At 73.4% G+C, this 26,213-nt stretch carries 23 protein-coding genes; 6 read left to right on the top strand and 17 right to left on the bottom strand.

Translation table 11 applies throughout. The features are described 5' to 3' along the window. Positions 1 to 36: 36 nt before the first annotated feature. Together radA and disA are read left to right on the top strand one after the other, a co-directional pair. A complete protein-coding gene (gene radA, locus ACFYM6_RS13920; RefSeq protein WP_387275301.1) occupies positions 37 to 1,491 on the top strand; it encodes a DNA repair protein RadA in 1,455 nt (484 codons plus the stop codon). A 141-nt stretch (positions 1,492 to 1,632) separates the two neighbouring features. Further along, the gene (gene disA, locus ACFYM6_RS13915; protein ID WP_387275299.1) at positions 1,633 to 2,814 is read left to right on the top strand and encodes a DNA integrity scanning diadenylate cyclase DisA; all 1,182 of its coding nucleotides are present in this window, start codon (positions 1,633 to 1,635) and stop codon (positions 2,812 to 2,814) included. Between the two features lie 39 nt (positions 2,815 to 2,853). On the opposite strand, the gene ACFYM6_RS13910 is transcribed toward disA, so the two are convergent. From ACFYM6_RS13910 to ACFYM6_RS13900, 3 genes are all read right to left on the bottom strand, one after another. Beyond that, positions 2,854 to 3,570, bottom strand: coding sequence for a hypothetical protein (locus ACFYM6_RS13910; RefSeq protein ID WP_387275297.1), 717 nt, complete (start codon positions 3,568 to 3,570; stop codon positions 2,854 to 2,856). Between the two features lie 146 nt (positions 3,571 to 3,716). Next, positions 3,717 to 4,277, bottom strand: a complete 561-nt coding sequence (locus tag ACFYM6_RS13905) for a peptide deformylase (protein WP_357439581.1) — start codon at positions 4,275 to 4,277, stop codon at positions 3,717 to 3,719. Further along, a complete protein-coding gene (locus ACFYM6_RS13900) occupies positions 4,274 to 4,786 on the bottom strand; it encodes an ACT domain-containing protein (protein WP_357439579.1) in 513 nt (170 codons plus the stop codon). Before ACFYM6_RS13900 ends, ACFYM6_RS13905 begins: the two co-directional genes overlap by 4 nt. Positions 4,787 to 4,882: 96 nt before the next feature. Here ACFYM6_RS13900 and ACFYM6_RS13895 point away from each other — a divergent pair, with 96 nt between their 5' ends. Further along, positions 4,883 to 5,788, top strand: coding sequence for an A/G-specific adenine glycosylase (locus tag ACFYM6_RS13895; RefSeq protein WP_387275295.1), 906 nt, complete (start codon positions 4,883 to 4,885; stop codon positions 5,786 to 5,788). 600 nt (positions 5,789 to 6,388) lie between these two features. On the opposite strand, the gene ACFYM6_RS13890 is transcribed toward ACFYM6_RS13895, so the two are convergent. The 3 genes from ACFYM6_RS13890 to lysS form a co-directional block, all read right to left on the bottom strand. Continuing rightward, positions 6,389 to 8,920, bottom strand: a complete 2,532-nt coding sequence (locus tag ACFYM6_RS13890; RefSeq protein WP_073837748.1) for an ATP-dependent Clp protease ATP-binding subunit — start codon at positions 8,918 to 8,920, stop codon at positions 6,389 to 6,391. A gap of 523 nt (positions 8,921 to 9,443) precedes the next feature. Then, entirely contained in the window at positions 9,444 to 9,794 is a 351-nt protein-coding gene (locus tag ACFYM6_RS13885) for an Lsr2 family protein (protein ID WP_148793152.1), read from the bottom strand. A 114-nt stretch (positions 9,795 to 9,908) separates the two neighbouring features. After that, the gene (lysS, locus tag ACFYM6_RS13880; RefSeq protein ID WP_387275293.1) at positions 9,909 to 11,417 is read right to left on the bottom strand and encodes a lysine--tRNA ligase; all 1,509 of its coding nucleotides are present in this window, start codon (positions 11,415 to 11,417) and stop codon (positions 9,909 to 9,911) included. A gap of 94 nt (positions 11,418 to 11,511) precedes the next feature. Here lysS and ACFYM6_RS13875 point away from each other — a divergent pair, with 94 nt between their 5' ends. Then, the gene (locus ACFYM6_RS13875; protein ID WP_387275291.1) at positions 11,512 to 12,252 is read left to right on the top strand and encodes a class I SAM-dependent methyltransferase; all 741 of its coding nucleotides are present in this window, start codon (positions 11,512 to 11,514) and stop codon (positions 12,250 to 12,252) included. Between the two features lie 19 nt (positions 12,253 to 12,271). On the opposite strand, the gene ACFYM6_RS13870 is transcribed toward ACFYM6_RS13875, so the two are convergent. The 7 genes from ACFYM6_RS13870 to ACFYM6_RS13840 all read right to left on the bottom strand — a co-directional run bounded on the left by ACFYM6_RS13870 (position 12,272) and on the right by ACFYM6_RS13840 (position 19,089). Further along, positions 12,272 to 13,030 carry a type III pantothenate kinase gene (locus ACFYM6_RS13870; protein ID WP_357439568.1) on the bottom strand — a complete coding sequence of 253 codons (759 nt, stop codon included), beginning with the start codon at positions 13,028 to 13,030 and terminating at the stop codon, positions 12,272 to 12,274. A gap of 93 nt (positions 13,031 to 13,123) precedes the next feature. Continuing rightward, the gene (gene nadC, locus ACFYM6_RS13865) at positions 13,124 to 14,020 is read right to left on the bottom strand and encodes a carboxylating nicotinate-nucleotide diphosphorylase (RefSeq protein ID WP_387275289.1); all 897 of its coding nucleotides are present in this window, start codon (positions 14,018 to 14,020) and stop codon (positions 13,124 to 13,126) included. 55 nt (positions 14,021 to 14,075) lie between these two features. Beyond that, on the bottom strand, positions 14,076 to 15,761 hold the full coding sequence (locus ACFYM6_RS13860; protein ID WP_387275287.1) for an L-aspartate oxidase: 1,686 nt from the start codon (positions 15,759 to 15,761) through the stop codon (positions 14,076 to 14,078). Between the two features lie 61 nt (positions 15,762 to 15,822). Beyond that, positions 15,823 to 16,716: a septum formation family protein gene (locus ACFYM6_RS13855; protein WP_387275285.1), complete on the bottom strand. Its 894-nt coding sequence runs from the start codon at positions 16,714 to 16,716 to the stop codon at positions 15,823 to 15,825. Between the two features lie 90 nt (positions 16,717 to 16,806). Beyond that, positions 16,807 to 17,235, bottom strand: a complete 429-nt coding sequence (panD, locus tag ACFYM6_RS13850; protein ID WP_387275284.1) for an aspartate 1-decarboxylase — start codon at positions 17,233 to 17,235, stop codon at positions 16,807 to 16,809. 31 nt (positions 17,236 to 17,266) lie between these two features. After that, the gene (gene panC, locus ACFYM6_RS13845; protein WP_387275282.1) at positions 17,267 to 18,115 is read right to left on the bottom strand and encodes a pantoate--beta-alanine ligase; all 849 of its coding nucleotides are present in this window, start codon (positions 18,113 to 18,115) and stop codon (positions 17,267 to 17,269) included. Beyond that, entirely contained in the window at positions 18,112 to 19,089 is a 978-nt protein-coding gene (locus tag ACFYM6_RS13840) for a Rossmann-like and DUF2520 domain-containing protein (RefSeq protein ID WP_387275280.1), read from the bottom strand. Before ACFYM6_RS13840 ends, panC begins: the two co-directional genes overlap by 4 nt. A 212-nt stretch (positions 19,090 to 19,301) precedes the next feature. Between ACFYM6_RS13840 and ACFYM6_RS13835 the strand changes: the two genes are divergently transcribed. Beyond that, positions 19,302 to 20,540 (top strand): SAM-dependent methyltransferase, encoded by a 1,239-nt coding sequence (locus tag ACFYM6_RS13835; protein ID WP_387275571.1) that lies wholly within the window; start codon positions 19,302 to 19,304, stop codon positions 20,538 to 20,540. A 43-nt stretch (positions 20,541 to 20,583) separates the two neighbouring features. Then, entirely contained in the window at positions 20,584 to 21,753 is a 1,170-nt protein-coding gene (locus ACFYM6_RS13830) for an NADH-quinone oxidoreductase subunit D (protein WP_387275278.1), read from the top strand. A 24-nt stretch (positions 21,754 to 21,777) separates the two neighbouring features. Here the strand turns inward: ACFYM6_RS13830 and ACFYM6_RS13825 are convergent, their stop codons facing one another. The 4 genes from ACFYM6_RS13825 to ACFYM6_RS13810 form a co-directional block, all read right to left on the bottom strand. Next, a complete protein-coding gene (locus ACFYM6_RS13825) occupies positions 21,778 to 23,436 on the bottom strand; it encodes a hypothetical protein (RefSeq protein ID WP_387275276.1) in 1,659 nt (552 codons plus the stop codon). A gap of 196 nt (positions 23,437 to 23,632) precedes the next feature. Then, on the bottom strand, positions 23,633 to 24,637 hold the full coding sequence (locus ACFYM6_RS13820) for a glycine betaine ABC transporter substrate-binding protein (RefSeq protein WP_387275274.1): 1,005 nt from the start codon (positions 24,635 to 24,637) through the stop codon (positions 23,633 to 23,635). A 170-nt stretch (positions 24,638 to 24,807) separates the two neighbouring features. After that, positions 24,808 to 25,530, bottom strand: a complete 723-nt coding sequence (locus ACFYM6_RS13815; protein WP_387275272.1) for an ABC transporter permease — start codon at positions 25,528 to 25,530, stop codon at positions 24,808 to 24,810. Further along, positions 25,527 to 26,213 (bottom strand): ABC transporter permease, encoded by a 687-nt coding sequence (locus tag ACFYM6_RS13810; protein ID WP_073837732.1) that lies wholly within the window; start codon positions 26,211 to 26,213, stop codon positions 25,527 to 25,529. Before ACFYM6_RS13810 ends, ACFYM6_RS13815 begins: the two co-directional genes overlap by 4 nt.

Below are 26,213 nucleotides of genomic sequence, written 5' to 3'. Positions count from 1 at the left end.
TGGGCTTTCGTCGTACCGCCCGGTTAGCGTCCTGGGGTGAGCACCTCCCGATCGACGTCCCCCCGCACCACCGCCGCCACCGGCCGGAGCCGGGGCGCCGCCCGCGAGCCGCGCCCGGCGTACGAGTGCGACGCCTGCGGCCACCAGCCACCCAAGTGGGTCGGGCGCTGCCCGGAGTGCGGCGAGTGGGGCTCGGTGGTCGAGTGCACGGTCACCGGGCCGCTGGTCTCCGGCCGGGTGGTCAGCTCCCGGATGCCTGCCGAGCCGGCCCGCCCGATCGCCACCATCAGCGCCGCGCCGGCCCGGGCCCGGCCGACCGGGGTCAGCGAGCTCGACCGGGTGCTCGGCGGTGGCCTCGTGCCCGGTGCGGTGGTGCTGCTCGCCGGCGAGCCGGGGGTCGGCAAGTCGACGCTGCTGCTCGACGTCGCCCAGCAGTGGGCGGCCAACGCCGGCAGCCCGTCCCTGGTGGTCAGCGGCGAGGAGTCGGTCAGCCAGGTGCGGCTGCGCGCCGAGCGGATGGGCACCCTGCACGAGCAGCTCTATCTGGCCGCCGAGAGCGACCTGTCGGCGGTCCTCGGCCACCTCGACGCGGTCAAGCCGGGGCTGCTGGTGCTCGACTCGGTGCAGACCATCTCGACCACCGGCACGGAGGGCGTGCCGGGCGGGGTGACCCAGGTCCGGGCGGTCACCGCGGCCCTGGTGGCGGTCGCGAAGGAGCGGGGCATCGCCACCGTGCTGGTCGGCCACGTGACGAAGGACGGTCAGGTCGCCGGCCCCCGGGTGCTGGAGCACCTGGTCGACGTGGTGCTGCATTTCGAGGGCGACAAGCACTCGTCGCTGCGGATGGTCCGGGGGGTGAAGAACCGGTTCGGCGCGGCGGACGAGGTGGGCTGCTTCGAGATGCACGAGGGGGGCATCAGCAGCCTGGCCGACCCGTCCGGGCTCTTCCTGACCCGCTACGCCGAGCCGGTGCCGGGCACCTGCGTCACGGTGGCGATGGAGGGCCGGCGGGCCCTGGTGACCGAGGTGCAGGCGCTGATCGGGGCCACCGTGGCCGGCTCGCCGCGGCGTACGGTCTCGGGGCTGGACGGGGCCCGGCTGGCGATGGTGCTGGCGGTGCTCCAGCGGCGGACCGAACGGCTGACCCTGCACGACCGCGAGGTGTTCGCCGCCACCGTGGGCGGCATCCGGGTGGTGGAGCCGGCGGCCGACCTGGCCGTGGCGCTCGCGGTCGCGTCCGGCGGCCTCAACCTGGCCATCGCCCCGCACCTGGTGGCGATCGGCGAGGTCGGGCTCACCGGCGAGGTGCGCCGGGTCGGTGCGGTCCCCCGCCGGCTGGCCGAGGCGGCCCGGCTCGGTTTCCGATTGGCCCTGGTGCCGCCGGGCTGTGGTCCGACCAGCAGCGGGGTGACTCAGGACAACATGCGGGTGATCGAGGTCACCGACGTCCGCGCGGCACTTCAGGCGGCCGCCCGCGCGTCCGCGGAGTGACGCGTGGGACGGCGGGGGCGGACCGGCTGGGCGGTTTCGGGCACCGGGCGCACCCGGTTGTTGATCACCGAAGTAGGACATCGTGACACATCACAGTAACCACGAGAGCACCCACCGCACGGCAGTCCGTAGACTGTGCCCGTGCCGATCGACCGCGATGCCACCAAGCCCGCCGCGGCGACGCCGCACGCCCGCACCGGCGCGGTGGGCTCCCCCGCCCGTCCGATCAACGTGACCGTCACCGGAGGCGTCGGCGCCGGCGGAGATCCGCTGCGCGCCAACCTCGCCCTGATGGCGCCGGGCACCGCGCTGCGCGACGGGCTCGAGCGCATCCTGCGCGGCCGCACCGGCGCGCTCATCGTGCTCGGCTACGACAAGGTGGTCGAGCAGATCTGCACCGGCGGCTTCCCGCTGGACGTGGAGTTCTCCGCCACCCGGGTCCGCGAGCTGTGCAAGATGGACGGCGCCGTGGTGCTCTCCAGCGACGGCACGCGGATCGTCCGGGCCGCGGTGCACCTGATGCCCGACCCGTCCATCCCCACCGAGGAGTCCGGCACCCGGCACCGCACGGCCGAGCGGGTGGCCCGGCAGACCGGCTACCCGGTCATCTCGGTGAGCCAGTCCATGCGGATCATCAGCCTCTACGTCAACGGCCAGCGGCACGTGCTGGACGACTCGGCGGCCATCCTGTCCCGCGCCAACCAGGCCCTGGCCACCCTGGAGCGCTACAAGCTCCGCCTGGACGAGGTCTCCGGCACCCTCTCCGCCCTGGAGATCGAGGATCTGGTGACCGTACGCGACGCGGTGGCCGTGGTGCAGCGGCTGGAGATGGTCCGCCGGATCGCCGACGAGATCGCCGGGTACGTGGTGGAGCTGGGCACCGACGGCCGGCTGCTCGCCCTCCAGCTCGACGAGCTGATGGCCGGCGTGGACGCCGACCGCACCCTGGTCATCCGGGACTACCTCCCGGTCGGCCGCAAGTCCCGCACCCTCGACGAGGCGCTGGTCGAGCTGGACCTGCTCAGCGCCACCGAGCTGATCGACCTGGTGGCGGTGGCCAAGGCCATCGGCTACCCGTCCGCCTCCGACGCCCTCGACGCGGCGGTGAGCCCGCGCGGCTTCCGCCTGCTGGCCAAGGTGCCCCGGCTCCCCACGGCCGTGGTCGACCGGCTGGTGGTGCACTTCGGCAGCCTCCAACGGCTGCTCGGCGCCACCGTGGAGGACCTGCAGGCGGTCGAGGGAGTGGGCGACGCCCGCGCCCGGGGGGTGCGCGAGGGTCTGTCCCGGCTCGCCGAGGCGTCCATCCTGGAGCGGTACGTCTGAGCCCGCGTCCGCCCCGGCCGCCGGTCAGCCGGCGTCCGGTCAGCCGGTGATGGTCAGCTTCACCGGCTCGCTGAGCTTGGTGCCCACCCGGGCGAAGACCTGGTACGCGCCGGGCTGCGCGTACGGGCCGTCGGCCAGACCGTTCGCGCACTTCGTGCTGTACCGGCTGTTCCAGCCCAGCTGGTAGGAGCGCTCGAAGTTCGGCGTGAACGACTGCACGTCCGAGCCCTCGCCGGTGCCGCAGGTGTCCGAGGACCAGACCTTCTCCGCGCCGACCTTGACGAACAGTTCCTGGAGGTCGGCGCCCACGTCCCGGCTGCAGGTACGGTTCGACACGTTCTTGACCTTGAGCCGGAGGGTGACCACCGTGCCCTGCCGGGCGGTGGCCGGCAGGGCCACCGGGGTCACCAGGATCTCGGAGTCGGCGCAGGTGCCGTCGTCGACCACCGGGGCGGCCGGCACGTCGTTGGACCCGCCGCCGCTCTGCCCGCTGTCCGAGCCGCCCGAGTCGCCGCCGGCGTCGCCGGGCGTCGGGGACGGGCTGCCGGAGGTCGGCGTCAGCACCGACCCGGTCGGCTGCGGCGTCGGCCCGGACGCCTTCGCCGAGGGATCGACACCCGTCGCGCCGGTGTTGTTGCGCTCCGTACCGGTGCAGGAATAGAGCAGGACAATCAGGAAGAGAAGCCCCGCTCCGAGCACGACGGCGCGACGCCGCCAGTACACGGCGGGTGGCAGGGGGCCGACCGTCAGACGCATGATGCGTTCACCGTAGCGGCGTACCGCACGACACGGGGCACGACGCGCCGGTACGGACGAACGCGGCCGAGCTGGCCCTCCACACTCGACGGCAGGTCGTCACCGAGCGGCTCCGGGCAGGCGCGCAGCGCCATGACCAACACGGCTCAGAGATAGACCTTGCGCTGGTAGACGGCGTGCGCCCCGGCGACCCGGTCGAGAAAGAGCAGTCCGGCACAGTGGTCGATCTCGTGCTGGAGCGCCCTCGCCTCGAACCCGTCCGTCACCAGCCGCACCGGCGCGCCGCTGCCCGGCAGCACCCCCTCGACCACGAGCCGGCCGGCCCGCTTCACATCGCCGGTCAGGTCGGGCACCGACATGCAGCCCTCCCGGCCGGCCTTCCAGCGGCTCGCCTCCACCACCTTGGCGTTGCAGAGCACGAAGGTGCCGTGCACCGTGACCGCCTTCGGGTGGCCGGTGACGTCCACCGCGAACACCTGCGCGCCCACCCCGACCTGCGGCGCGGCGAGGCCGACACAGCCCGGCGAGACCCGCATGGTGGCGACCAGGTCGGCGGCGAGGCGGATCACCTCGGTTGAGGTCGGGTCGACCTCCGGCCCGGGCCGGCTGAGCACCGGGTCGGGCGCGGCGACCACCGGACGCACCTCGCCCGGCACGCCGAGCGCCTCGGGGGTCCAGCCACCCAGGCCGACGTACTCGGCGGTCACAGCAGGTCCGGGTCCGCCGGCCGGAGGCTGACGCCCACGCCCAGCTCGGCAGCGGTGCGGGCCAGCCGGCCGGCCACCTCGTCGGAGCTGCCCGGCGGCAGTTCCACCTCGGCGACCACCACGTAGAGGGACCCGGTCAGCCGGGTGCTCAGGTCGGTGACGTTGCCGCCCGCGTCGGCCAGCACCCGGGTCATCGCCGCGACAATGCCCATCCGGTCCGCGCCGTGCACCGCCATCACGTACGGCTCGCCGGCCGGCGCGGTCCGCCCGTCGGGGGTGACCGCGCGTACGGTGGCCAGCAGTTGGCCGTCCGCGGCGAGCGGGGCCAGCGCGGCCTCGACCTCGGCGGCGGCCGGGCCCACGCAGATCAGGGTCATCGCGAAGTGTCCCCGCAGCCGGGTCATCGTGGAGTCGGTGAGGTTCGCGCCGAGCCGCGCGAGTGCCTCGGCAACGTCGGCCACGATGCCCGGCCGGTCCCGGCCGATGACGGTGATCGCGAGCTCATTCATCCGGACATTCTGCCCCGTCGGCCCTGGTCGGCCGCGACGGCCCGGCCCGCCCGCCCATCCTGCGGGAAAGCCGTCCGTGACATGATCGGCAGCGCGATGTCTGAGCCCACCTTCGCCACCCTGGTCAGCCGGTGGTACGAGCGGAACGCCCGCGACCTGCCGTGGCGCAAGCCGGGCGTCGGCGCCTGGGCCATCCTGGTCAGCGAGGTCATGCTCCAGCAGACGCCGGTGGTCCGGGTGCTGCCCGCCTGGGAGGCGTGGCTGGCCCGCTGGCCCGTCCCGGCCGCGCTCGCCGAGGACACCCCGGCCGAGGCGATCCGGATGTGGGGCCGGCTCGGCTACCCCCGCCGGGCCGTCCGGCTGCGGGACTGCGCGGTGGCGATCGTGGAGCGGCACGGCGGTGCGGTGCCGGACCGGCTGGACCAGTTGCTGGCCCTGCCAGGCGTCGGAACCTACACGGCCCGGGCGGTGGCGGCGTTCGCGTACGGACAGCGGCACCCGGTGGTCGACACCAACGTGCGCCGGGTGGTCTGCCGGGCGGTCGCCGGGGAGCCGGACGCCGGACCGGCCACCCGCCCCGCCGACCTGGTGGCCACCGAGGAACTGCTGCCGGCGGAGCCCGCCGCGGCGGCCCTGACCAGCGCGGCCTTCATGGAACTCGGCGCCATGATCTGCACCGCCCGCGCACCCCGCTGCGCGATCTGCCCGGTCGAGTCCGTCTGCGCCTGGCGGTCGTCCGGGCAGGAGGCCCCGGCCGGCCCGACCCGCCGCCCCCAGCGCTACGCCGGCACCGACCGCCAGGTACGCGGCCTGCTGCTCGCGGTGCTCCGCGAGGCGACCGGCCCGGTGCCCCACCAATGGCTGGACCAGGTGTGGCACGACGACGTGCAGCGGGCCCGGGCCCTGGCCGGGCTGGTCACCGACGGGCTGGTCGAACCCGTCGGCGAGGAGTCCTTCCGCCTGCTCGGCGACGGCCCCCCGATCCCCCTCCCCCGCCCCTGATCCCCACCCCGGGCCGCCGTGGCGGCACCCGGTCGCCGAGCTGGCGGTATCTCGCCGCCGCGAGAGCACCGAATCGCCGATCTGGCGGCATTACGACGCCGCCGGGCGCCGGGTCGCCGATCTGGCGGCACTATGCCGCCGCGAGAGCACCGAATCGCCGATCTGGCGGCATTACGACGCCGCCGGGCGCCGGGTCGCCGATCTGGCGGCACTATGCCGCCGCGAGAGCACCGAATCGCCGATCTGGCGGCATTGCGCCGCCGCGAGGGCGCCGAATCGCCGAGATGGCGGCATTGCGCCGCCGCCGGGCGCCGGGTCGCCGATCTGGCGGCATTACGCCGCCGCGGACACCACCACATCGCCGACGCCGAGTCGATCAAGCGCGACGGCGGCGCGGCCGGATCCGCGCCGAGCCGGCAAGGCGGTCCGGCGGGCGGGGCGGCGGGGCAGAGCAGGGCGGCGGGGTGGGAAGGCGGGGCGGGCGGGGCAGAGCAGGGCGGCGGGGCGGGCGGGGAGGCGGGGCGGGGCGGGGCGGGGAACGAAAAAGCGACGGCCCCGGTGGCTTTCGCCGACCGGGGCCGTCGCCCTGTCCGATGTGCCTTACTCGTCCGCGCCCGCGGTGGCGGCGCCACCGAGGTCCGCCGGGACGGCGTCCGGCACGGCCACCGGCCGGTCGGCGCCCCGGAAGACGAGCTTGGACTTGTCGATGTTGCTCGGGTCGCCCTCGCAGTCCACCACCACGATCTGACCCGGGGTCAGCTCGTTGAAGAGGATCCGCTCGGAGAGGTTGTCCTCGATGTCGCGCTGGATCGTGCGGCGCAGCGGCCGCGCGCCCAGCACCGGGTCGAAGCCCTTCTTCGCCAGGTACTTCTTGGCGTTGTCGGTCAGCTCCAGGCCCATGTCCTTGTTCTTCAGCTGGGTCTCGATCCGCTGGATCATGATGTCCACGATCGACAGGATCTCGTTCTCCCGCAGCTGGTGGAAGACGATGGTGTCGTCGATCCGGTTCAGGAACTCGGGCCGGAAGTGCTGCTTGAGCTCGTCGTTGACCTTCTGCTTCATCCGGTCGTAGTTCGACTCGGAGTCCTCAGAGGCCTGGAAGCCCAGCGAGACCGCCTTGGCGACGTCCCGCGTACCGAGGTTGGTGGTCAGGATGATGACCGTGTTCTTGAAGTCCACGATCCGACCCTGGCCGTCGGTGAGCCGCCCGTCCTCCAGGATCTGGAGGAGCGTGTTGAACACGTCCGGGTGGGCCTTCTCGATCTCGTCGAACAGGACCACCGAGAACGGCCGACGGCGCACCTTCTCGGTCAACTGCCCGCCCTCGTCGTAGCCGACGTAGCCGGGAGGGGCACCCACCAGCCGGGACACCGTGTACCGGTCGTGGAACTCGGACATGTCCAGCTGGATGAGGGCGTCCTCACTGCCGAACAGGAACTCGGCGAGCGCCTTGGAGAGCTCGGTCTTACCCACACCAGACGGGCCGGCGAAGATGAACGAGCCGGACGGGCGCTTCGGGTCCTTCAGGCCGGCCCGGGTACGCCGGATCGCCTTCGAGACCGCCTTGACCGCGTCCTCCTGGCCGATGACGCGCTTGTGCAGCTCGTCCTCCATGCGCAGCAGGCGCGAGGTCTCCTCCTCGGTCAGCTTGTAGACCGGGATGCCGGTCCAGTTGCCGAGCACCTCGGCGATCTGCTCGTCGTCGACCTCGCTGACGACGTCCAGGTCACCGGCCTTCCACTCCTTCTCCCGCTGGGCCTTCTGGCCGAGCAGCTGCTTCTCCTTATCGCGGAGCTGAGCGGCCCGCTCGAAGTCCTGCGCGTCGATCGCGGACTCCTTGTCGCGGCGCACCTGGGCGATGCGCTCGTCGAAGTCACGCAGGTCTGGCGGCGCGGTCATCCGGCGGATGCGCATCCGGGCACCGGCCTCGTCGATCAGGTCGATCGCCTTGTCCGGCAGGAAGCGGTCGGAGATGTACCGGTCGGCCAGGGTGGCGGCGGCCACCAGGGCGGCGTCGGTGATGCTCACCCGGTGGTGCGCCTCGTAACGGTCCCGCAGGCCCTTGAGGATCTCGATGGTGTGCGCCAGCGAGGGCTCACCCACCTGGATCGGCTGGAAGCGGCGCTCGAGAGCGGCGTCCTTCTCCAGGTGCTTGCGGTATTCGTCGAGGGTGGTGGCGCCGATGGTCTGCAGCTCGCCACGGGCCAGCATCGGCTTGAGGATGCTGGCGGCGTCGATCGCGCCCTCGGCGGCACCCGCACCCACCAGGGTGTGGATCTCGTCGATGAACAGGATGATGTCGCCGCGGGTGCGAATCTCCTTGAGTACCTTCTTCAGGCGCTCCTCGAAGTCACCGCGGTAGCGCGAGCCGGCCACCAGGGCGCCGAGGTCCAGCGTGTAGAGCTGCTTGTCCTTCAGCGTCTCGGGCACCTCGCCCTTGATGATCTTCTGGGACAGCCCCTCCACCACGGCGGTCTTGCCCACGCCGGGCTCACCGATCAGGACCGGGTTGTTCTTGGTACGGCGGGAGAGCACCTGCATGACCCGCTCGATTTCCTTCTCGCGCCCGATGACCGGGTCGAGCTTGCCCTCGCGGGCGGCCTGGGTCAGGTTGCGGCCGAACTGGTCCAGCACGAGGCTGGTCGACGGCGCGGCCTCACCCGGCGCGGCACCCGCCGCAGCCGGCTCCTTGCCCTGGTAGCCGGAGAGCAGCTGGATCACCTGCTGGCGGACCCGGTTGAGGTCCGCGCCGAGCTTGACCAGCACCTGGGCGGCGACGCCCTCACCCTCGCGGATCAGGCCGAGCAGGATGTGCTCCGTGCCGATGTAGTTGTGGCCGAGCTGCAGCGCCTCGCGCAGCGACAGCTCCAGCACCTTCTTGGCCCGCGGCGTGAACGGGATGTGCCCGCTCGGCGCCTGCTGGCCCTGGCCGATGATCTCCTCGACCTGCTGGCGGACGCCCTCGAGGGAGATGCCGAGGCTCTCCAGGGCCTTTGCCGCGACACCCTCACCCTCGTGGATCAGGCCCAGCAGGATGTGCTCCGTACCGATGTAGTTGTGGTTGAGCATCCGGGCCTCTTCCTGGGCCAGGACGACAACCCGTCGCGCTCGGTCGGTGAACCGCTCGAACATGCCCTCGTGCTCCTCACGTGCCGTGCGCCTTGATGGTCTAGATCTTGGCGGGGCCGGTGCGCGGACGTCCGGGACGGGCGTCCGTGCCTCCTTACTCTATCGCCGCGGACCGACTCCGCTGAGGTCGTGCGACCCCGCGAATGGCCGTTCACACGTCGTTTCTGACAACCGTCCACGCTCAGGAGGTGTTCCGGTACCCCTGCCTGTACGCGCAGAGCGAAATTCGACCGTGGGTGGAAAAGCCCGGTCGGGGGCTCCCCGGACGTCTCCGGGCCGGGGCGGGCGGCGTCGGTGCCGGCCGCCGGTCATCCACAACCTGTGGACAAGTTCTCCACTGCCTGTGGACAACTTTCCCCACGGCGGCTTTCTTCCCGGTCCCGGCCCAGGTTTCCCGGCACTCGACCGCCCGCTCCCCACGGCCCAGGACGGACCGGACAGACGGCGCGGCGGGGCGGAAACGGCGACGCCGGCCCGGAGTGGCACTCCGGTCCGGCGTCGTAGTCGCCTGGTAGGGCTCGTCGGCTCAGTGACCCGCCTTCGCGTGGTACTCGTCGACGATCTCCTGCGGGATGCGGCCCCGGTCCGAGATGTCCTTGCCGGCCTTCTTGGCCCAGGCCCGGATGGCCTTGTTCTGCTCGCGGTCGGCGGTCGCGCCGCCCCGGCCACGCGCGGCCCGGCCACCGACGACCACCCCGCCGCGCCCGACCTTGGTGCCGTGCGCGATGTACTGAGCGAATACGTCACGCAATTTCTCGGCATTGGGAGCCGACAGGTCGATCTCGTACTGCACGCCGTCGAGCGCGAACTTGACGGTCTCGTCAGCGTCCCCGCCGTCCAGGTCATCGACCAGCTTGTGAATGATCTGCTTGGCCACAGCCCCACATTCCTTTCGAGCAGGGTGGTGCTCCTGTTATTACAGGAGCACGATAACCCGCCCGACACTTGCCGCGTCAATAGGACCCGGTAACGACCCGGTGGTGCTTCGCGGCTACTCGGGACGGACCAACGGGAACAGGATGGTTTCCCGAATTCCCAGGCCGGTCAGCGCCATCAAGAGCCGGTCGATTCCCATTCCCATACCGCCGGCCGGCGGCATTCCGTACTCCATCGCCCGGAGAAAGTCCTCGTCCAGTCGCATGGCCTCGTCGTCGCCGCGGGCGGCGAGCTGCGCCTGGGCCACCAGCCGCTCCCGCTGCACCACCGGGTCGACCAGCTCGGAATACGCGGTGCCCAGCTCGAAGCCGAGCACGTAGAGGTCCCACTTCTCGGCCAGGCCCGGCTCCGTGCGGTGCGCCCGGGTCAGCGGGCTGGTCTCCTCCGGGTAGTCGCGCACAAAGGTGGGCGCCTGCAGCGACGGGACGACCAGTTCCTCGAACAGCTCCTCGGCCAGCTTGCCCGGACCCCACTTGGGGTCGACGCCGAGCCCGACCTTGTCCGCGTACTCGACCAGGCGGGACTTTTCGGTGCGCACGGTGACCTCCTCACCGAGCGCTTCGGAAAGAACACCGAACAGCGTCACCGACCGCCACTCGCCGCCGAGATCGAACTCGCGACCGTCGGCGTGGGTGACCACCGTCGAGCCACCGACCGCGATCGCGGCCTGCTGCACCAGATTACGGGTCAGCTCGGCCATCGTGTTGTAGTCGCCGTACGCCTGGTAGGCCTCGAGCATCGCGAACTCCGGCGAGTGCGAGGAGTCGATGCCCTCATTACGGAAGTTGCGGTTGATCTCGAAGACCTGGTCCACACCGCCGACCACGGCACGCTTGAGAAACAGTTCCGGCGCGATTCGCAGATACAGATCGGTGCTGAGCGCATTGCTGTGGGTCACGAATGGGCGGGCCGCCGCGCCACCGTGCAGCAGCTGGAGCATCGGGGTCTCCACCTCGACGAAGTCCTGCGCGTGCAGGGTGTCGCGGAGGCTGCGGACGGCGGCGGCGCGGGTGCGTACCATCTGCCGCGCCTGCGGCCGGACGACCAGGTCCACGTAGCGCTGGCGGACCCGGGCCTCCTCGCTCAGCGGCTTGTGCGCGACCGGCAGCGGGCGTAGCGCCTTGGCGGTGACGGCCCACTCCTCGACCAGCACCGACAGCTCGCCGCGCCGGCTGGTGATCACCTCACCGGTGACCCCCACGTGGTCGCCGAGGTCGACCAGGCGCTTCCAGTCCTCCAGCCGCTCCGGGCCGACCCGGTCCAGCGAGAGCATCGCCTGCAGCTCGGTGCCGTCACCGTCCCGCAGGGTTGCGAAGCAGAGCTTGCCGGTGTTCCGTACGAAGATCACCCGGCCGGTGACCGAGACCCGGTCGCCGGTGGCGGTGTCGGTGGGCAGGTCGGCGTACTGCGCCCGGATCCGGGCCAGCGTGCTGGTCCGGGGGTATCCGACCGGGTACGGCTCGACGCCCTCGGCGAGCATCCGGTCCCGCTTCTCCCGGCGGACCTTCATCTGCTCCGGAAGGTCGTCGGCGGGGTCGACTGGCACGGCGTTCTGCTCGGTCACGGCACGCTTCCTCAAGCCTTGGGGAAAAATCGGCGGGTCAGCCCATGAGCGTACTCAAGCGGCCTGCTGGCCGTTACGGGATAACCTGCCGCTCATGACCGACCCCACGCAGGCGCTCTCCTTCGGCGTCGCCGCCGCCGAGTACGACCGGTTCCGCCCCCGGTATCCCGAGGCAGCCCTGCGCTGGGCGCTCGACGGGCTCGCCGTGCCGGGCACGGTGGTGGACCTGGGCGCGGGCACCGGCATCCTCAGCCGGGGCGTGCTCGCGCTCGGGCACGAGGTCGTACCGGTGGAACCGGATCCGGGAATGCGGGCGCAACTGGCGGTCGCCACCCCGGGCACGACGGCGCTGGCCGGCAGCGCCGAGGCGATGCCGCTGCCGGACGGGTCGGCGGACGCCGTCCTGGTCGGCCAGGCCTACCACTGGTTCGACAAGGAGCCCGCGCACGCCGAGATCGCCCGGGTCCTCTGCCCGGGCGGCGTGTTCGCCCCGATCTGGAACACCCGCGACGAGCGCGTGGCCTGGGTGGCGGAGCTGGGCCGGATCGCCCTCCTCGGCGACAACGCCGGCGACGTCACCGCGAAGTACGGCGACTTCGGCCCCGCCTTCGAGCCGGTCGAGCTGGCCGAGTTCGCCCACACCACCACACTCACGCCCGACGAGGTCGTGGGCATGCTGCACACCCGCTCGTACTGGCTCACCGCCCCGGCAGAGGAGCAGGAAAAGATCGACCGGGAACTCCGGGACCTCTTCGCCACCCACCCGGACCTGGCCGGGCGGGAGACCGTCGAACTGCCCTACCGGACGTTCGTGTTCCGCTCCCGGCGGCGCTGAACCACCGAAGGTTTCCGGGTCAGAGGTTCCGCTCATAAACCATCCGCAGGCCGATGAGCGTGATCATCGGCTCGTGGTGGGTGATCGTGCGGCACTCGTTGAGCACCAGGGCGGCCAGGCCACCGGTGGCGATCACCGCCTTCACCTCGCCCAGCTCCTCGGTCATCCGCTCGACGATCCGGTCCACCTGGCCGGCGAAGCCGAAGTAGAGGCCGGCCTGGAGGCACTCGACGGTGTTCTTGCCGATCACCGACCGCGGCATGGTGGCCTCCACCTTGCGCAGCTGGGCGGCGCGGGCGGCCAGCGCGTCGAAGGAGATCTCGATGCCCGGCGCGAAGGCGCCGCCGAGGAACTCGCCCCGGCCGCTGATCACGTCGAAGTTGGTGGTCGTGCCGAAGTCCACCACGATCGACGGCCCGCCGTAGAGGGTGTACGCAGCCAGGGTGTTGACCACCCGGTCCGCGCCGACCTCCTTGGGGTTGTCAATGGCGAGCTGCACCCCGGTGCGTACCCCGGGCTCAACGATCACGCTCGGCAGGTCCGCGTAGTAGCGGGCCAGCATGGTGCGCAGCGAGCGCAGCGCGGCCGGCACCGTGGAGCAGGCGGCCACTCCGGTGATCTCCACGGCGTCACCGGCCAGCAGTCCCCGGAACATCAGACCCAGCTCGTCGGCGGTCGAGCGGGCGTCGGTCTTGATCCGCCAGGAGTGCACCAGCTTGTCGCCGTCGAAGGTCGCCAGCACGGTGTTGGTGTTTCCGATGTCGATGCAGAGCAGCACGCTGGCAGCCTAGACGGCGCTCGCGCCGCGGGTGAGCGCGAGGAGTGAGCCGGGTTTGCGAGCCCCGCAGTCGCGAACGAAGACCAGCACAGCTCAGTCCGTGCGCAGATCCAGGGCGATGTCCAGGATCGGCGAGGAGTGGGTCAGCGCGCCCACCGAGAGGAAGTCCACCCCGGTCGCGCCGTACTCGGCCGCCACCGGCAGGGTCAGCCCACCGGTCGCCTCCAGCTCGGCCCGGTCGCCCACCGCCGCGACCACCTCGCGCAGCTGCGCCGGGGTCATGTTGTCCAGCAGCAGGAAGTCGGCGCCCGCCTCGACCGCCTCCACCGCCTCGGCCAGGGTGTCCACCTCCACCTGCACCGGCACGTCCGGGAACGCCTCCCGGACCCGGCGGTAGGCGGCGGCGATCCCGCCCGCGGCGACCTTGTGGTTGTCCTTGATCATGGCGACGTCGTGCAGGCCCATCCGCTTGTTGGTGCCGCCGCCGGCGCGGACCGCGTACTTCTCCAGGGCGCGCAGGCCGGGGGTGGTCTTGCGGGTGTCGAGCACCATCGCCTTGCTGCCGGCCAGGGCGTCGGCCCAGGCCCGGGCGTGGGTGGCCACCCCGGACATCCGGCACAGCAGGTTGAGCGCCGTCCGCTCGGCGGTGAGCAGCAGCCGGGTCGGGCCGGTCACCGTGGCCAGCACGTCGCCGCGGGCCACCCGCTGCCCGTCCTGCGCCACCAGCGACACCTCCACCGTACGGCCGGCGTCGGTCACCTCGCCCACCAGCTCGAACACGGCCGCGGCCACGGCCAGCCCGGCCACCACGCCGTCGGCCCGGGCGACCAGGTCACCGGTGTCGTGCTGGGCGGCCGGGATGGTGGCGACGCTGGTGACGTCGAGGAAGTCGGGACCCAGGTCCTCGGCGAGCGCGTCGACGATCACCCGCCGTACCCGCTCCGGGTCCAGGCCACCGGTCCGCAGGGCCCGCTCCGTCGACTCCCTCACAGTGCCTCCTCTGTTCGCGACCGCGGGGCTCGCAAAACCGGCTCACTCCTCGCGCTCACCGTTCCTCCCAGCGCTCGGTCAACCGTCCCTCGGTCCCGACCCCGGCGACGAGATGGCCCAGCCACCGGTCGTCGGCCGTCGGGAAGTCCTCCCGCCAGTGGCAGCCCCGGGTCTCCCGACGGGTGTACGCGGCGGCGACCAGCGCCGATGCCACGGTGATCAGGTTCGTCGCCTCCCAGTCGGCGGTACGCGGAACCCCCCGGCCCTGACCCAGCTCGGTGAGCGTGCCGGCCGTCGCGGCCAGGCTCTGCGCCGAGCGGAGCACCCCCGCGCCCCGGGTCATCGCCCGTTGCAGGGTCGACGTGGTCCCGGCCGGCACCACCCACCCCTGGCCACCCACCCAGGCGCCGGTCTCGGCCGGCTTCGCCTGCTCGGGCAGCCCGGCGGCGACGTCCTCGGCGATCCGGCGGGAGAAGACCAGCCCCTCCAGCAGCGAGTTGCTGGCCAGCCGGTTGGCACCGTGCACCCCGGTGCAGGCCACCTCGCCGCAGGCGTACAGGCCGGGGATCGAGGTGCGACCGTGCAGGTCAGTACGGACGCCGCCGGAGGCGTAGTGGGCGGCCGGGGCGACCGGGATCAGGTCGGTCGCCGGGTCCACCCCGATCGCCAGGCAGGACGCCACGATGGTCGGGAAGCGCCGGGCCAGGAAGTCCCCGCCGAGGTGCCGGGCGTCCAGGAAGACGTGGTCCGCGCCGGTGGCCAGCAGCACCCGGTGGATGCCCTTGGCGACCACGTCCCGCGGGGCCAGCTCGGCCAGCTCGTGCTGGCCGACCATGAACCGCTTGCCGTCGCCGTCGACCAGGTGGGCGCCCTCGCCGCGCAGCGCCTCGGAGACCAACGGCTGCTGGGCCCGGGCGGCGCCGGGCGCGCCGGCCGGCACGATCAGCGCGGTCGGGTGGAACTGGACGAACTCCACGTCGGTGACCGCCGCGCCGGCCCGCATGGCGAGCGCCACGCCGTCGCCGGTGGAGACCGCCGGGTTGGTGGTGGCCGCGAAGATCTGGCCCATGCCGCCGGTGGCCAGCACCACCGCCCGGGCCAGGAGCGCCCCGACGCCGTCCTCACTGCCCTCGCCCAGCACGTGCAGGGTGATCCCACAGGCCGGGCCGAGCCCGTCCGGGCCGTCCCCGGGGGCGCGCAGCAGGTCCAGCACGAGGGCGTGCTCGACCAGCCGGATCCACGGGTCGCGGTGGACCGCCGCGTGCAGCGCCCGCTGCACCTCGGCCCCGGTGGCGTCGCCGCCGGCGTGCACGATCCGGTCCGCCCGGTGGCCGCCCTCGCGGGTGAGCATCAGCGAGCCGTCCGGGTTGCGGTCGAACTCGGCCCCGATCCGCATCAGCTCACGCAGCCGGGTCGGGCCCTCCTCCACCAGCACCCGGACCGCCGCCGGGTCGCACAGGCCGACCCCGGCCAGCTCGGTGTCGTACGCGTGCGCGGCCGGGGTGTCGGCCGGGTCGAGCACGGCGGCGATGCCGCCCTGCGCCCAGCGGGTCGAGCCCTCGTCCATGTTGACCTTGGTAACCACCGTGACGTGCAGCCCCGCCTCGCGCAGGTGCAGCGCGGCGGTCAGCCCGGCGACCCCGGAGCCCACCACGATCACGTCCGTGGTCTCCACCCAGCCGGGTGCGGGCGCGGCCAGCAGCCTGGGCAGGGCCGGCAGGTCGACGGTCGGAAGGTCCATGAGCACAGTCAACCCGAACGTCCCTCGCCCCGGGCGGCGGGGGCGGGACGAGTGGTTTCGGCTACCTCGTCCGCACCGGCAGGCCGGCCGGCCCGGCACCCTTCAGGGAGGCGGTGATCGTCCGGTCGCTGAGCCACAGGTAGCAGCGGACCCCCCGGTCACCGACGGCCCACCGGCCGGCGCCGGGCGGGCGTACCACCACGCCGCTGCGGAAGCGCAGGGTCGCGTCGTCGGGCACGCCGACGTAGCGGGCGAGGATACTGTTGCAGCCGGCGTAGAGCGGGACCCAGTCGGCGTCCCTCGTCGGGTACGGGCGGTCCGGCGCCGGCCACACCCCGACGAACTCGGCGTCGTGCGCGGTGCCGCAGTCCACCGGGGTCAGCGTCTGCACCCGCCGGGCGTCGCTGCCGGTGCGCTGGCAGCCCAGCCGCAGCGCGGACGGCCCCTTCAGCGCGTCCCGCAGGCTGCCCGTCCGGGTCACCACCTGCGCCGCCGCCTCGACCGTGGTCAGCTCGGTCAGGTCGCAGCGGTACCACCGCGAGCCGGCCGCCCAGCCGGGCCCGGTGGGCAGGGCCACCGCCAGCCGCAGCCGCCCGGCCCGCCAGTTGTCGCCGACGTACCCGCTGGCCCGGGCGTCGCAGTCGGCGAACGCCGTGCGCAGCTCGGGCGAGGCGGGGGCCGGCGGGGCGGCCCGGTCGGCCGGGAAGGCGCCCACGTGCACCGTCTCCACCCGATGCGGCAGGTCGCAGCCCACCGGGTCGTAGCCGGCCAGGCCGACCGTGACGGTGAAGTCGGCGACCTGGCAGACCCCGGCCGCCGGGGTGAACGCCCCGGCCGCCGGCAGCGCGGCCCAGTCGTCGGTGAGGTCCCCGTCCAGCCCGCCGGCCCCGGCGCAACCGGCCAGAGCGGTCCCCGCGACCAAGGCGGCGACCAGGATCGTCATCGCACGGCGCATCGCGGCCTCCCCCAGCGACGACCGTCAACCCGACGGTCCGCCCAGGGTAGCCGGAAATGACCTTCCGGTGACAGACCGTGCTGTCCGGGGTCAGTTCAGGGCGGCGGCGAGGGGGTTGGGCACCGGGTCACCGGCGGTGCCGGCGGCGGCGGTGGTCGGGTCGGCGGTCAGGTCGACCACCTTGTTGTCGGCGTCGACGTGCACCACCCGCGGCTGGTACGTCCGCGCCTCGGCGTCGTCCATCTGCCCATACGAGATGAGGATCACCAGGTCACCGGGGTGCACCAGGTGCGCCGCGGCGCCGTTGATGCCGATCACGCCGCTGCCCCGCCGCCCCGGGATCACGTACGTCTCCAGCCGGGCCCCGTTGGTGACGTCGACGATCGCCACCTGCTCGCCGGGGAGCAGGTCGGCCGCGTCGAGCAGTTCCTCGTCCACGGTCACCGAGCCGACGTAGTGCAGGTCGGCCTGGGTCACCGTGGCCCGGTGGATCTTCGACTTGAGCATGGTCCGGAGCATCGGATCCCTTTCCGGGGTGTGGTGGTGCGGTTCAGGAGCGCGGCGCGAGCCGGATCGCCGTGTTGTCGATCAGACGGGTGGTGCCCACCCAGGCGGCGATCAGCAGCCGCGCCGGTCCGGCCACCGGCCCCGGCTCCAGGTCGGCGTCGGTGAGCACCAGGTAGTCGAGGCGGGCACCGGGCGTACCGGAGTCGAAGGCGCGATGGGCGGCGGCCAGCACCCCACCCGCGTCCGCGCCCTGCTCGGCGGCCTCGACGCCGGCCCGCAGCGCGGCCGACAGGCTCAGTGCCGAAGCCCGCTCCTCCGGCGAGAGGTAGCGGTTGCGGCTGGACAGGGCCAGGCCGTCCGGCTCCCGTACGGTCGGCACGCCGACGATCTCGGTCGGCACGTCCAGGTCGCGGACCATCCGCCGGACCAGGGTGAGCTGCTGGTAGTCCTTCTCGCCGAAGAAGGCCAGGTCGGGGCGGGTGAGCTGGAGCAGCTTCAGCACCACGGTGAGCACGCCGTGGAAGAAGCCCGGGCGGCTCAGCCCCTCCAGGTCCTCGCCGAGCGGGCCCGGGTTCAACCGGACCGTCGGCTGGCCGTTCGGGTACATGTCGTCCACCGCCGGGGCGAAGACCACGTCCGCGCCGGCCCGCCGGCAGATCTCCAGGTCGGCGTCGAGGGTGCGCGGGTAGCGGTCGAAGTCCTCGTTCGGGCCGAACTGGAGCGGGTTCACGAAGATCGTGACGAGCACGTGGTCGGCCTGCTCCCGGGCGGCCCGGAGCAGCGTCTCGTGCCCGGAGTGCAGCGCGCCCATGGTCATCACCACGCCGACCGTGCCGGTCAGCCCGTCCCGCGCCGCCGCCAGTTCCTTGCGCGTGTGCACCAGCTCGGTCATGCGGCCACCTCCCCGTAGATCCCGGTCAGCACGTCCAGCAGCGACTCCGCGTCCGCCGGGCGCAGCCGGCCGGCTGCGATGGCGCGGTCTGCCGTCCGTCGGGCCAACGCCAGGTAGGGGGCCACGGATTCCGGCGCGGTCGCCGCCAGCCGCTCCAGGTGCCGGCGTACGGTGCCGGCATCGCCCCGGGAGACCGGGCCGGTGAGCGCGTCGTCGCCGAGCCGCAGGGCGTTCTCCAGGGCGGCCCGCAGCAGCGGGGCGAGCACCTTCTCCGGCCGGTCCACCCCGGCGTCGCGCAGCCGGTCGGCCGCCTCGTTGACCAGGGTCACCAGGTGGTTGGCGCCGTGCGCCAGCGCCGCGTGGTAGAGCGGGCGGTCGGCCTCCGCCACCCACTCCGGCACCCCACCCAGGTCGGCGACCAGCCGGGCGGCGAGCGGACGCAGCTCCGGCGGGGCGGTCACCCCGTACGAGATGCCGGGCAGGCGGGTCAGGTCGTCCGGCGTACCGGTGAAGGTCATCGCCGGGTGCAGCGCGAGCGGCCGGGCCCCGACCGCGGCGGCCGGGGCGAGGACGGCCAGCCCGTGCGCGCCGGACGTGTGCGCGACCACCTGGCCGGGACGCAGCGCGCCGGCCTCGGCCAGGCCGGCGATCACGCCGGCCAGGGCGTCGTCGGGGACCGCCACGATCAGCAGGTCCGTCGCGGCGCGGGCGACCGCGGTCACGGACCGGTTCGGGGTCTGCGGCAGCAGCAGCGCCAGCCGGGCCTTCGCGGCACCGGAGACGCCGGAGGCGGCGGCCACCCGGTGGCCGGCGGCGGCGAGGGCCGCGCCGAGCACGGCGCCGACCCGGCCGGCGCCGAGCACGCCGACGGTGAGGGCGCGCGAAAAGACGAGCGGTGCGCCGGCGGCGGCGCCACCCGGCGGTACGGCGAGCCCGCGCGGGGCGGCCGGACGCGGGCGCAGCGGTGCGCTCATGGCAATCGATCCAGTCCTCGATGGGGGTACCGGTCGATCGCAAGTATGCGCCGGGGTCACGGACCCTGAACAAGCATGTGTGAAAACCTTCACGGAGCGTGTGGAACCCGGAATTCTGGGCACCGGGCGAGCCGCCTCCGGCACGGGCCACAGCCCGGTCGTACCGTCAGCGGGTGACCTTCCCCGAGCAGCCGCTGCCGTGGCGAGCGGCGATGGAGCGGGCGCTCTACGGTCCGGGCGGATTCTTCGTCTCCGGTGCCGGGCCGGCCGCCCACTTCCGCACCAGCGTGCACGCCTCCCCGGTGCTTTCCTCCTGCCTGCTGGGCCTCCTCAACTCCCTTGATCGTGCGCTGGGTCACCCCCCTCGTCTTGACGTGGTGGACGTGGGGGCTGGGCGGGCTGAGCTGCTTCGGGCGCTGCTCGTGGGGGTTTCCGGGGAGCCCGCCCACTCCGGGCGGTCAGGCTTGATCCCTCCGCGGGCGGGCTCCCCGGAAACCCTGACCACCACGGCCGCCGTCCGCCCGTCACCCGCTTCCGGGTTGCGCTCCGCCGGGCCGTCGCCCGCCGCCCCGCTCCCGCTCCCGCTCGCCGGCCGGGTACGCCTCACCGCCGTCGAGAAAGCGCCCCGCCCCGAGGACCTCCCGGCTGAGATCGACTGGCTGGACGAGATCCCGGACGGGATCACCGGACTGCTGCTGGCCACCGAGTGGCTGGACAACGTTCCGTTGGACCTGGCGCTGCACACCCCCGAGGGCTGGCGGTATCTGCTGGTGGACCCGACGGGTGAGGAGTCGGTGGGTGACCTGGTCACCGCCGCGGATACGGACTGGCTGGACCGGTGGTGGCCGCTGACCGGAAGCGACGGTGCCGGCTTGACCGGGTCCGGGTTCCAGGCGGCCCGGCCGGCGGAGGGATCAAGCCTGACCGCCCGGAGCCGGTCGGGCCGCCCGGAACCCCCCACGGCATCAAGGGCCGAGATCGGCAGGACCCGCGACAAAGCCTGGGCCGACGCCGTCCAGCGAATCGAGAAGGGCTGCGCGTTGGCCGTGGACTACGGGCACCTGAGGGACGGCCGGCCGGTGGACGGGACGTTGACCGGGTATCGGGGTGGGCGGCAGGTGCCGCCGGTGCCGGACGGGTCGGGTGACGTCACCGCGCACGTCGCCATGGACTCGGTCGCCTCTGCCGGTGAGCGGGTCGCGGGGTGTGCGTACACCTTGGTCACGCAGCGGGAGGGGCTGCGGGCGCTCGGGGCCGACGGCGGGCGACCGCCGCTGAGCCTGGCCGCCCAGGATCCCGCCGGGTACGTCCGGGCGCTCGCCGCCGCGTCGGCGGTGGCCGAGCTGACCGACCCGGCCGGCCTGGGCGGGCACTGGTGGCTGCTGCAACCGGTCGGCGTCTCGGTCGCCCAGGTCATGCCCGGCTGGGATCCCTGCGCCTGCCCGGGATGACCGTCATGGTTGGGCTGCCGGCTTGATCCGCGCTCGTGGCACGATGACGGGCATGACCACGGACGCCGGCGACCTCCGCGAACTGACCGTCGGCACGGGCGCTGGCGGGGAGCAGCTCGGCACCGACATGGTGCTCAACATCGGCCCGCAGCACCCCTCCACCCACGGCGTGCTACGGCTGCGGCTGGTGCTCGACGGCGAGCGGGTGGTCTCCGCCGAGCCGATCGTCGGCTACATGCACCGGGGCGCGGAGAAGCTCTTCGAGGTACGCGACTACCGGCAGATCATCGTGCTGGCCAACCGGCACGACTGGCTCTCGGCCTTCGCGAACGAGCTGGGCGTGGTGCTGGCCGTGGAGCGGCTGATGGGCATGGAGGTGCCCGAACGCGCGACCTGGCTGCGGATGGCGCTGGCCGAGCTGAACCGGGTGCTCAACCACCTGATGTTCCTCGGCTCGTACCCGCTGGAGATCGGCGCGATCACCCCGATGTTCTACGCGTTCCGCGAGCGGGAGACCCTGCAGGCGGTGATGGAGGAGGTCTCCGGCGGCCGGATCCACTACATGTTCAACCGGGTCGGCGGCCTGAAAGAGGAGGTGCCGGCCGGCTGGACGGGCCGGGCCCGGGCGGCCATCGCCGAGGTGCGCCGGCGGATGCCGGACCTGGACCACCTGATCCGACGGAACGAGATCTTCCTGGCCCGGACGGTCGGGGTGGGCGTGCTGTCGGCGGCGGACGCCGCCGCGTTCGGCGCGTCCGGGCCGGTCGCCCGGGCCTCCGGCCTGGACCTGGACCTCCGCCGAGACGACCCCTACCTGGCGTACGACCAACTCGACGTGCCGGTGGTGACGAAGACCGCCGGGGACTGCCACGCCCGCTTCGAGGTGCTGCTCGACCAGGTGTACGCCTCGCTCGACCTCGCCGAGCAGTGCCTGGACCGGGTGGACCGGCTCACCGGACCGGTGAACACCCGGCTGCCCAAGGTGGTCAAGGCCCCCGAGGGGCACACCTACGCGTGGACCGAGAACCCGCTCGGCATCAACGGCTACTACCTGGTGTCCCGGGGCGAGAAGACGCCGTGGCGGCTCAAGCTGCGCACCGCCTCGTACGCGAACGTGCAGGCGTTGGCGACCCTGCTCCCCGGCTGCCTGGTGCCGGACCTGATCGCCATCCTCGGCTCGATGTTCTTCGTGGTCGGCGACATCGACAAGTAGCCCTCGGCTTCGGGGGCGGCGGCGTCAGCGCCAGCGGTCGGCGGAGCGGGGGCTCGCGGCCCGGGTCGCCTCGCCGCGCGGCGGGTAGCCGTGCCGTTCGTCGCCGTACCGCGCCGGTTCCGGCTCGGCCTGGTGCCACTCGGGCTCCACCTGGCGCCACTCGGCCTGCCCGCTGCGCTGCGCCGGGGGGCGCCACTCGTCGGGTACCCGCACCCCACCGACCGGCAGGGCCGGCCGGTTCTCCCCCGCCCAGCCGGCTCCCGCGTCGGCGGGCGCCGCGTGGCCCCGTTGGGGCTCGCGGACGGACGCCCAGCGATCCTCGACCCGATACTCGGTGCCGGCGCCGTCGGCGTGCACCGCGGCGTGCCGCTCCCCGACCCGGACCTGCCGGCCATGCTCGTCGTCGCGGACCGACGCCCAGCGGTTCCCCGCGCGCAACTCGGACCAGTACTCGCCGTCCGGATCGTCGGAGGCGGCCCGGCCGGACGGCGCGGGCGAAACCTCGGTGCCGTCCGGCGACGTCCAGCCCGCCCGCGGGCCGGCCCAGGAGCGCTCGTCCTGCGTCGCCGACCAGGACTGCTCGGCACGGGCTGCGGCCCGGCTCGTCGACCACTGCTGGTCGCCGTCGCGGTCCGCCGACCAGGACCGCTGGTCCGCCGGTCCGGCCGGTTCCGTGGACCGGTCCCGCTCACCGCCCTGCCCGGACCAGGCGCCGCCGTCCTGTGCCCCGCCCTGCCCGGCCCAGGCGCCGCCGTCCCGCGCCCCACCCTGGCCGGACCAGGTGCCGCCGCCGTGGCCGGTCCGGCGGTCACCGGACGGCCAGGCGTGGTCGTCCTCCGCCTCCCGGTACCCGGACCAGGGGCGTTCCTCCGGCTCCGCGCCGCTCCACGGCCGCTCCTCCGGCACCGGGGACCAGCGGCCGGTGTAGCCGCCGTAGCGGCCACCCGTGGCCGGATCCGCGGCACCGTCCACGATGGTGTGCCGGGTGGTGACGTGCACGGTCTCGGTGCGATGCATCACCCCGACCTGCCGGGGTTCCGGCCGCCCGTCCGGCTCCGGCGTACGCGGGGCGCCGTAGACGCCGGGCTGCGAACGGTCGGCGGGCGGGGCGGGCCGCTCCGTGCCGTAACGGGTGCCGGACTCCGGGCGGCGGGCCGGCTCGTCCTCGTCCCGGCCGGCGGGCTGCCCCCAGCCCGGCTGCTCCGGGGCGGCGTAGCTGGCCCGGCCGTCGTCGTAGGTCTCGGTGGACGGCACCCGGGCGCGGCCACCGGCGGGTTCCGCAGCGGCGGGCGTGCCGGTCCCGGCGGCGGCCGCCGCGGCGTCCAGCCGGCGGCGCAACGCGGTGACCGTCTCCTGGGTCCGGTGCGCCTGGTCGAGCGCCTGGTTGCCACGCTGCGCGGCCGCCACGATCTCGCTGCGCAGCTCATGGCGAAGCTGCTCGATCTCCTCGCGCACCTCCTCGACGCCGGCCGCGCCGCCGCTGCCCTCGGCGCGCAGCGCGATGGAGAGACCGATCAGCACCACGGCGAGGATCGCCAGCACGGCACCGAACCGCAGCGGACCGCCACCGTCGGCGACCAGCAGGAGAAGCGCCGCCAGGGGCGCGAGCGCCACCCCGATCCAGAACAGAACGTTCAGTAGCGATGGCGTGCGCTTTTCGGCGGGAGCGACCGGGGCGGGCATGGCTGAGCAGACTACCGAGAGTTGCCCCGGTAGGGAACGGGCCGAAAGCACCGATGTAACGGCGCCGGCCAGGCATTCGCTGCTGGGCGTCCCGGCCGGGTCCGGTCGCCGACGGACCCGGTTCGGTCCGTCGGCGACCGGCGACTTTTACAGGTCGGCGGGACGGCGTCAGCCGCGCCGAGCCGGTCGCGGGAGGTCAGCTCGCGGCGAGCGCGGCGTCGGAGGAGAAGACCAGGCCGACGCTGGCCGCCCCGGTCTTCAGCGCGTTCTTGGTCTGCGGGCCACCCGCGTCCAGCGAGCTGAACGAGCCGGCCTTGAAGTCGTAGACCTGGACCAGGCCGGCCTGGCACTTCGGCCGCTGCGGGCACTCCGGCGGGCCGGCCAGCACAGTGGCCTGGCCGGAGCACTTGCTCGCCAGGTCGGAGAGCGTGGCGAGCTGGTACTTGTCGGCGAAGGCCTTGGTGACCGCGAAGGCGTTCTGATCCTGGGCCTGGGACGGCTGGCCGAAGGTGATGCCGACCTTGTCGCCCGCCGCCGTCAACGCGCTGACCGTCTTGTCCAGCTCGGGGGAGGAGATCGGCTCGGCGTCCTTGCCGTTGGCCTTGGTGTTGAGGAACTCGGCCATGGTGGCCGCGTACTCGGGGACGACCTGGATCTCGCCCTTCTCCAGGGCCGGCTCGTAGAGCTCACGGTTGCCGATCGTCTGCACCTTGACCTGGTAGCCGGCCGCGGTGAGCGCGATCTTGTAGAGCTCGGCGATGGTCTGGCTCTCGCTGAAGTTGCCCGCGCCGACCGTGACCTGGCCACCCGGGCCCTGCTCCACGCCCTGGGTGACGCCGTTGGCGTCGGCGAACGCCTTCGCCGCGACCTGCGGGGTCTTCCGGTCGACGTCGACCGCCCGGTTCAGCTCGATCAGCTTGGGGGTGTCGAGCTCCGCGGAGACCTTGTCCAGCGCGGCGACCAGCTGCGGGGTGGCGGCCTTCTTGTTGATCGCGGGGAGGACGTTGTCGGTGTTCTGCAGCTTCTTGTCGTCGGTGAGGACGACCAGCTGGTCGCCCGCGACCGGGGCGCAGCCGGCCCCGGAGGCACCCTGCTGGGGGGCGTCGGTGCCCGAGGAACCGGCGTCACCGCAGCCGGTGAGCAGGCCCGCCGCGGTGAGGGCGCCGAGTGCCCCGACGGCCAGGCGTGTACGTGCGCGCATCGATTGCCCGCCTTCCGTGTCCCGGCGCGACCCGTCTCGGGCCGGCCGCGTGTCCGACGGGCGATCCGGTCGGCCGCCCGCGATTCCAGCCAATATCCTCCGGGCCGGACCGACAAACTCCGAGCCGATTTCGTCACCGGATCGTCACCCGGCACGCCGTTTCGCTCGGTTCAGGCACCCGCAGTGGCGTCGGTCACACGCCGGTTCGCCGCGCCTCGGGCCCGCCGCAGCGGGCGCGGCGTCACGGCCCGCTCCACCAGCGCGAGCACCCCCTCGACCAGCAGCGCCAGCCCGCCGACCAACACCCCGCCGGCGATGATCTGGCCACCGCCGGCCGCGATGTCCAGCCCGAAGCCGGCCCGGATGATCTGCCCCAGCCCGCCGCCGTTGACGAAGGAGGCCAGCGCCGCGGTGGCGACCACCTGCACTGCGGCGGTACGGAACCCGGCGGCCAGGTAGGGCACCGCGAGCGGCAGCTCCACCCCGCGCAGCAACTGCCCGCCGGACAGCCCCATGCCCCGCGCCGCGTCCCGGGCCTCCGGGTCGGCCTGCCGCACCCCGGTGTACGCGTTGGCCAGCAGCGGCGGCACCGCGAACACCGCGAGCGCGACCACCACGGCCGGGCGGCCGAAGCCGAGGAACGTGAGCGGCAGGATGGTCAGCAGCGCCAGGGTGGGTACGGCCAGCGTGACGTTGGACACCAGCAGCACGGCACCCCCGCCCCGGCCGGTGTGCCCCAGCCAGAGCCCGACCGGCCAGGCCACCAGGCAGCCCAGCAGCACCGCCAGCGCGGAGATGCTCAGGTGCTCGCCGAGCCGGTCCAGGATGCCGCCCGGGTTCGTCCAGTTCAGCGGGTCGTTCAGCCAGACCACGGCCTGCTCGACGGGGTTCATGCGGCCCGCCGCCGGAGCCAGGGGGTGAGCAGCCGGCCGACGCCGGCGAGGACCAGGTCCAGCACCAGCGCCAGCAGGACGCAGAGCACCGTGCCGGTCATGATCTCCGCCTTGTAGAAGTTGTTCTGGAAGCCGGCGAAGATGAGCTGCCCGAGGCCGCCCCGGCCGACCACCACCCCGACCGTGACCAGCGCCACCGTGGAGACGGTGGCCAGCCGCAGGCCGGTGAGGATGCCGGGCAGGGCCAGCGGCAACTCGATCCGGAACAGGCGGCCCCAGCGGCCGTACCCCATCCCCTCGGCGGCCTCCCGGACCTCGGGCGGCACCTGGTTGAGCCCGGCCAACGCGTTGCGCACGATGACCAGCAGCGCGTACAGCGCCACCACGCTGAGCACGGTGACCGCGCCGATGCCCAGGTATGGCGCGAGGAAGGCGAACAGGGCCAGCGACGGGATCGTGTACAGCGCCCCGGCCAGCGCCAGGATCGGCCCGGACAGCGACCGGAACCAGTACGCGGCCACCGCCAGCGGCAGCGCCACCAGCGCGGCGATCAGCACCGCCCGGCCGGTCAGCCAGGCGTGCTCGCGCAGCGCCGCGAGGATCGTGTCAGAGTTGTCCCGCACGTACTGCCAGGAGAACCACGGGTTACCCGGCGCGGCCCGGTAGCTGAGGTGGAGGGACAC

Origin of the sequence: Micromonospora sp. NPDC006431 (assembly GCF_042870725.1) — a bacterium.
Taxonomy (GTDB): domain Bacteria; phylum Actinomycetota; class Actinomycetes; order Mycobacteriales; family Micromonosporaceae; genus Micromonospora.
This window is presented reverse-complemented; position numbering and strand designations above follow the sequence as displayed.

What these genes read in the sequence shown, in the direction of transcription:
- ACFYM6_RS13890 (WP_073837748.1), bottom strand. Translation starts at nt 8,920, where the DNA reads ATGTTCGAGCGGTTCACCGACCGAGCGCGACGGGTTGTCGTCCTGGCC.
- ACFYM6_RS13855 (WP_387275285.1), bottom strand. Translation starts at nt 16,716, where the DNA reads ATGCGCCGTGCGATGACGATCCTGGTCGCCGCCTTGGTCGCGGGGACC.
- panC (WP_387275282.1), bottom strand. Translation starts at nt 18,115, where the DNA reads ATGACCGAGCTGGTGCACACGCGCAAGGAACTGGCGGCGGCGCGGGAC.
- panD (WP_387275284.1), bottom strand. Translation starts at nt 17,235, where the DNA reads ATGCTCCGGACCATGCTCAAGTCGAAGATCCACCGGGCCACGGTGACC.
- ACFYM6_RS13820 (WP_387275274.1), bottom strand. Translation starts at nt 24,637, where the DNA reads ATGCGCGCACGTACACGCCTGGCCGTCGGGGCACTCGGCGCCCTCACC.
- ACFYM6_RS13875 (WP_387275291.1), top strand. Translation starts at nt 11,512, where the DNA reads ATGACCGACCCCACGCAGGCGCTCTCCTTCGGCGTCGCCGCCGCCGAG.
- ACFYM6_RS13835 (WP_387275571.1), top strand. Translation starts at nt 19,302, where the DNA reads ATGGAGCGGGCGCTCTACGGTCCGGGCGGATTCTTCGTCTCCGGTGCC.
- ACFYM6_RS13900 (WP_357439579.1), bottom strand. Translation starts at nt 4,786, where the DNA reads ATGAATGAGCTCGCGATCACCGTCATCGGCCGGGACCGGCCGGGCATC.
- ACFYM6_RS13815 (WP_387275272.1), bottom strand. Translation starts at nt 25,530, where the DNA reads ATGAACCCCGTCGAGCAGGCCGTGGTCTGGCTGAACGACCCGCTGAAC.
- ACFYM6_RS13840 (WP_387275280.1), bottom strand. Translation starts at nt 19,089, where the DNA reads ATGAGCGCACCGCTGCGCCCGCGTCCGGCCGCCCCGCGCGGGCTCGCC.
- ACFYM6_RS13860 (WP_387275287.1), bottom strand. Translation starts at nt 15,761, where the DNA reads ATGGACCTTCCGACCGTCGACCTGCCGGCCCTGCCCAGGCTGCTGGCC.
- ACFYM6_RS13830 (WP_387275278.1), top strand. Translation starts at nt 20,584, where the DNA reads ATGACGGGCATGACCACGGACGCCGGCGACCTCCGCGAACTGACCGTC.
- ACFYM6_RS13910 (WP_387275297.1), bottom strand. Translation starts at nt 3,570, where the DNA reads ATGCGTCTGACGGTCGGCCCCCTGCCACCCGCCGTGTACTGGCGGCGT.
- ACFYM6_RS13825 (WP_387275276.1), bottom strand. Translation starts at nt 23,436, where the DNA reads ATGCCCGCCCCGGTCGCTCCCGCCGAAAAGCGCACGCCATCGCTACTG.
- ACFYM6_RS13895 (WP_387275295.1), top strand. Translation starts at nt 4,883, where the DNA reads ATGTCTGAGCCCACCTTCGCCACCCTGGTCAGCCGGTGGTACGAGCGG.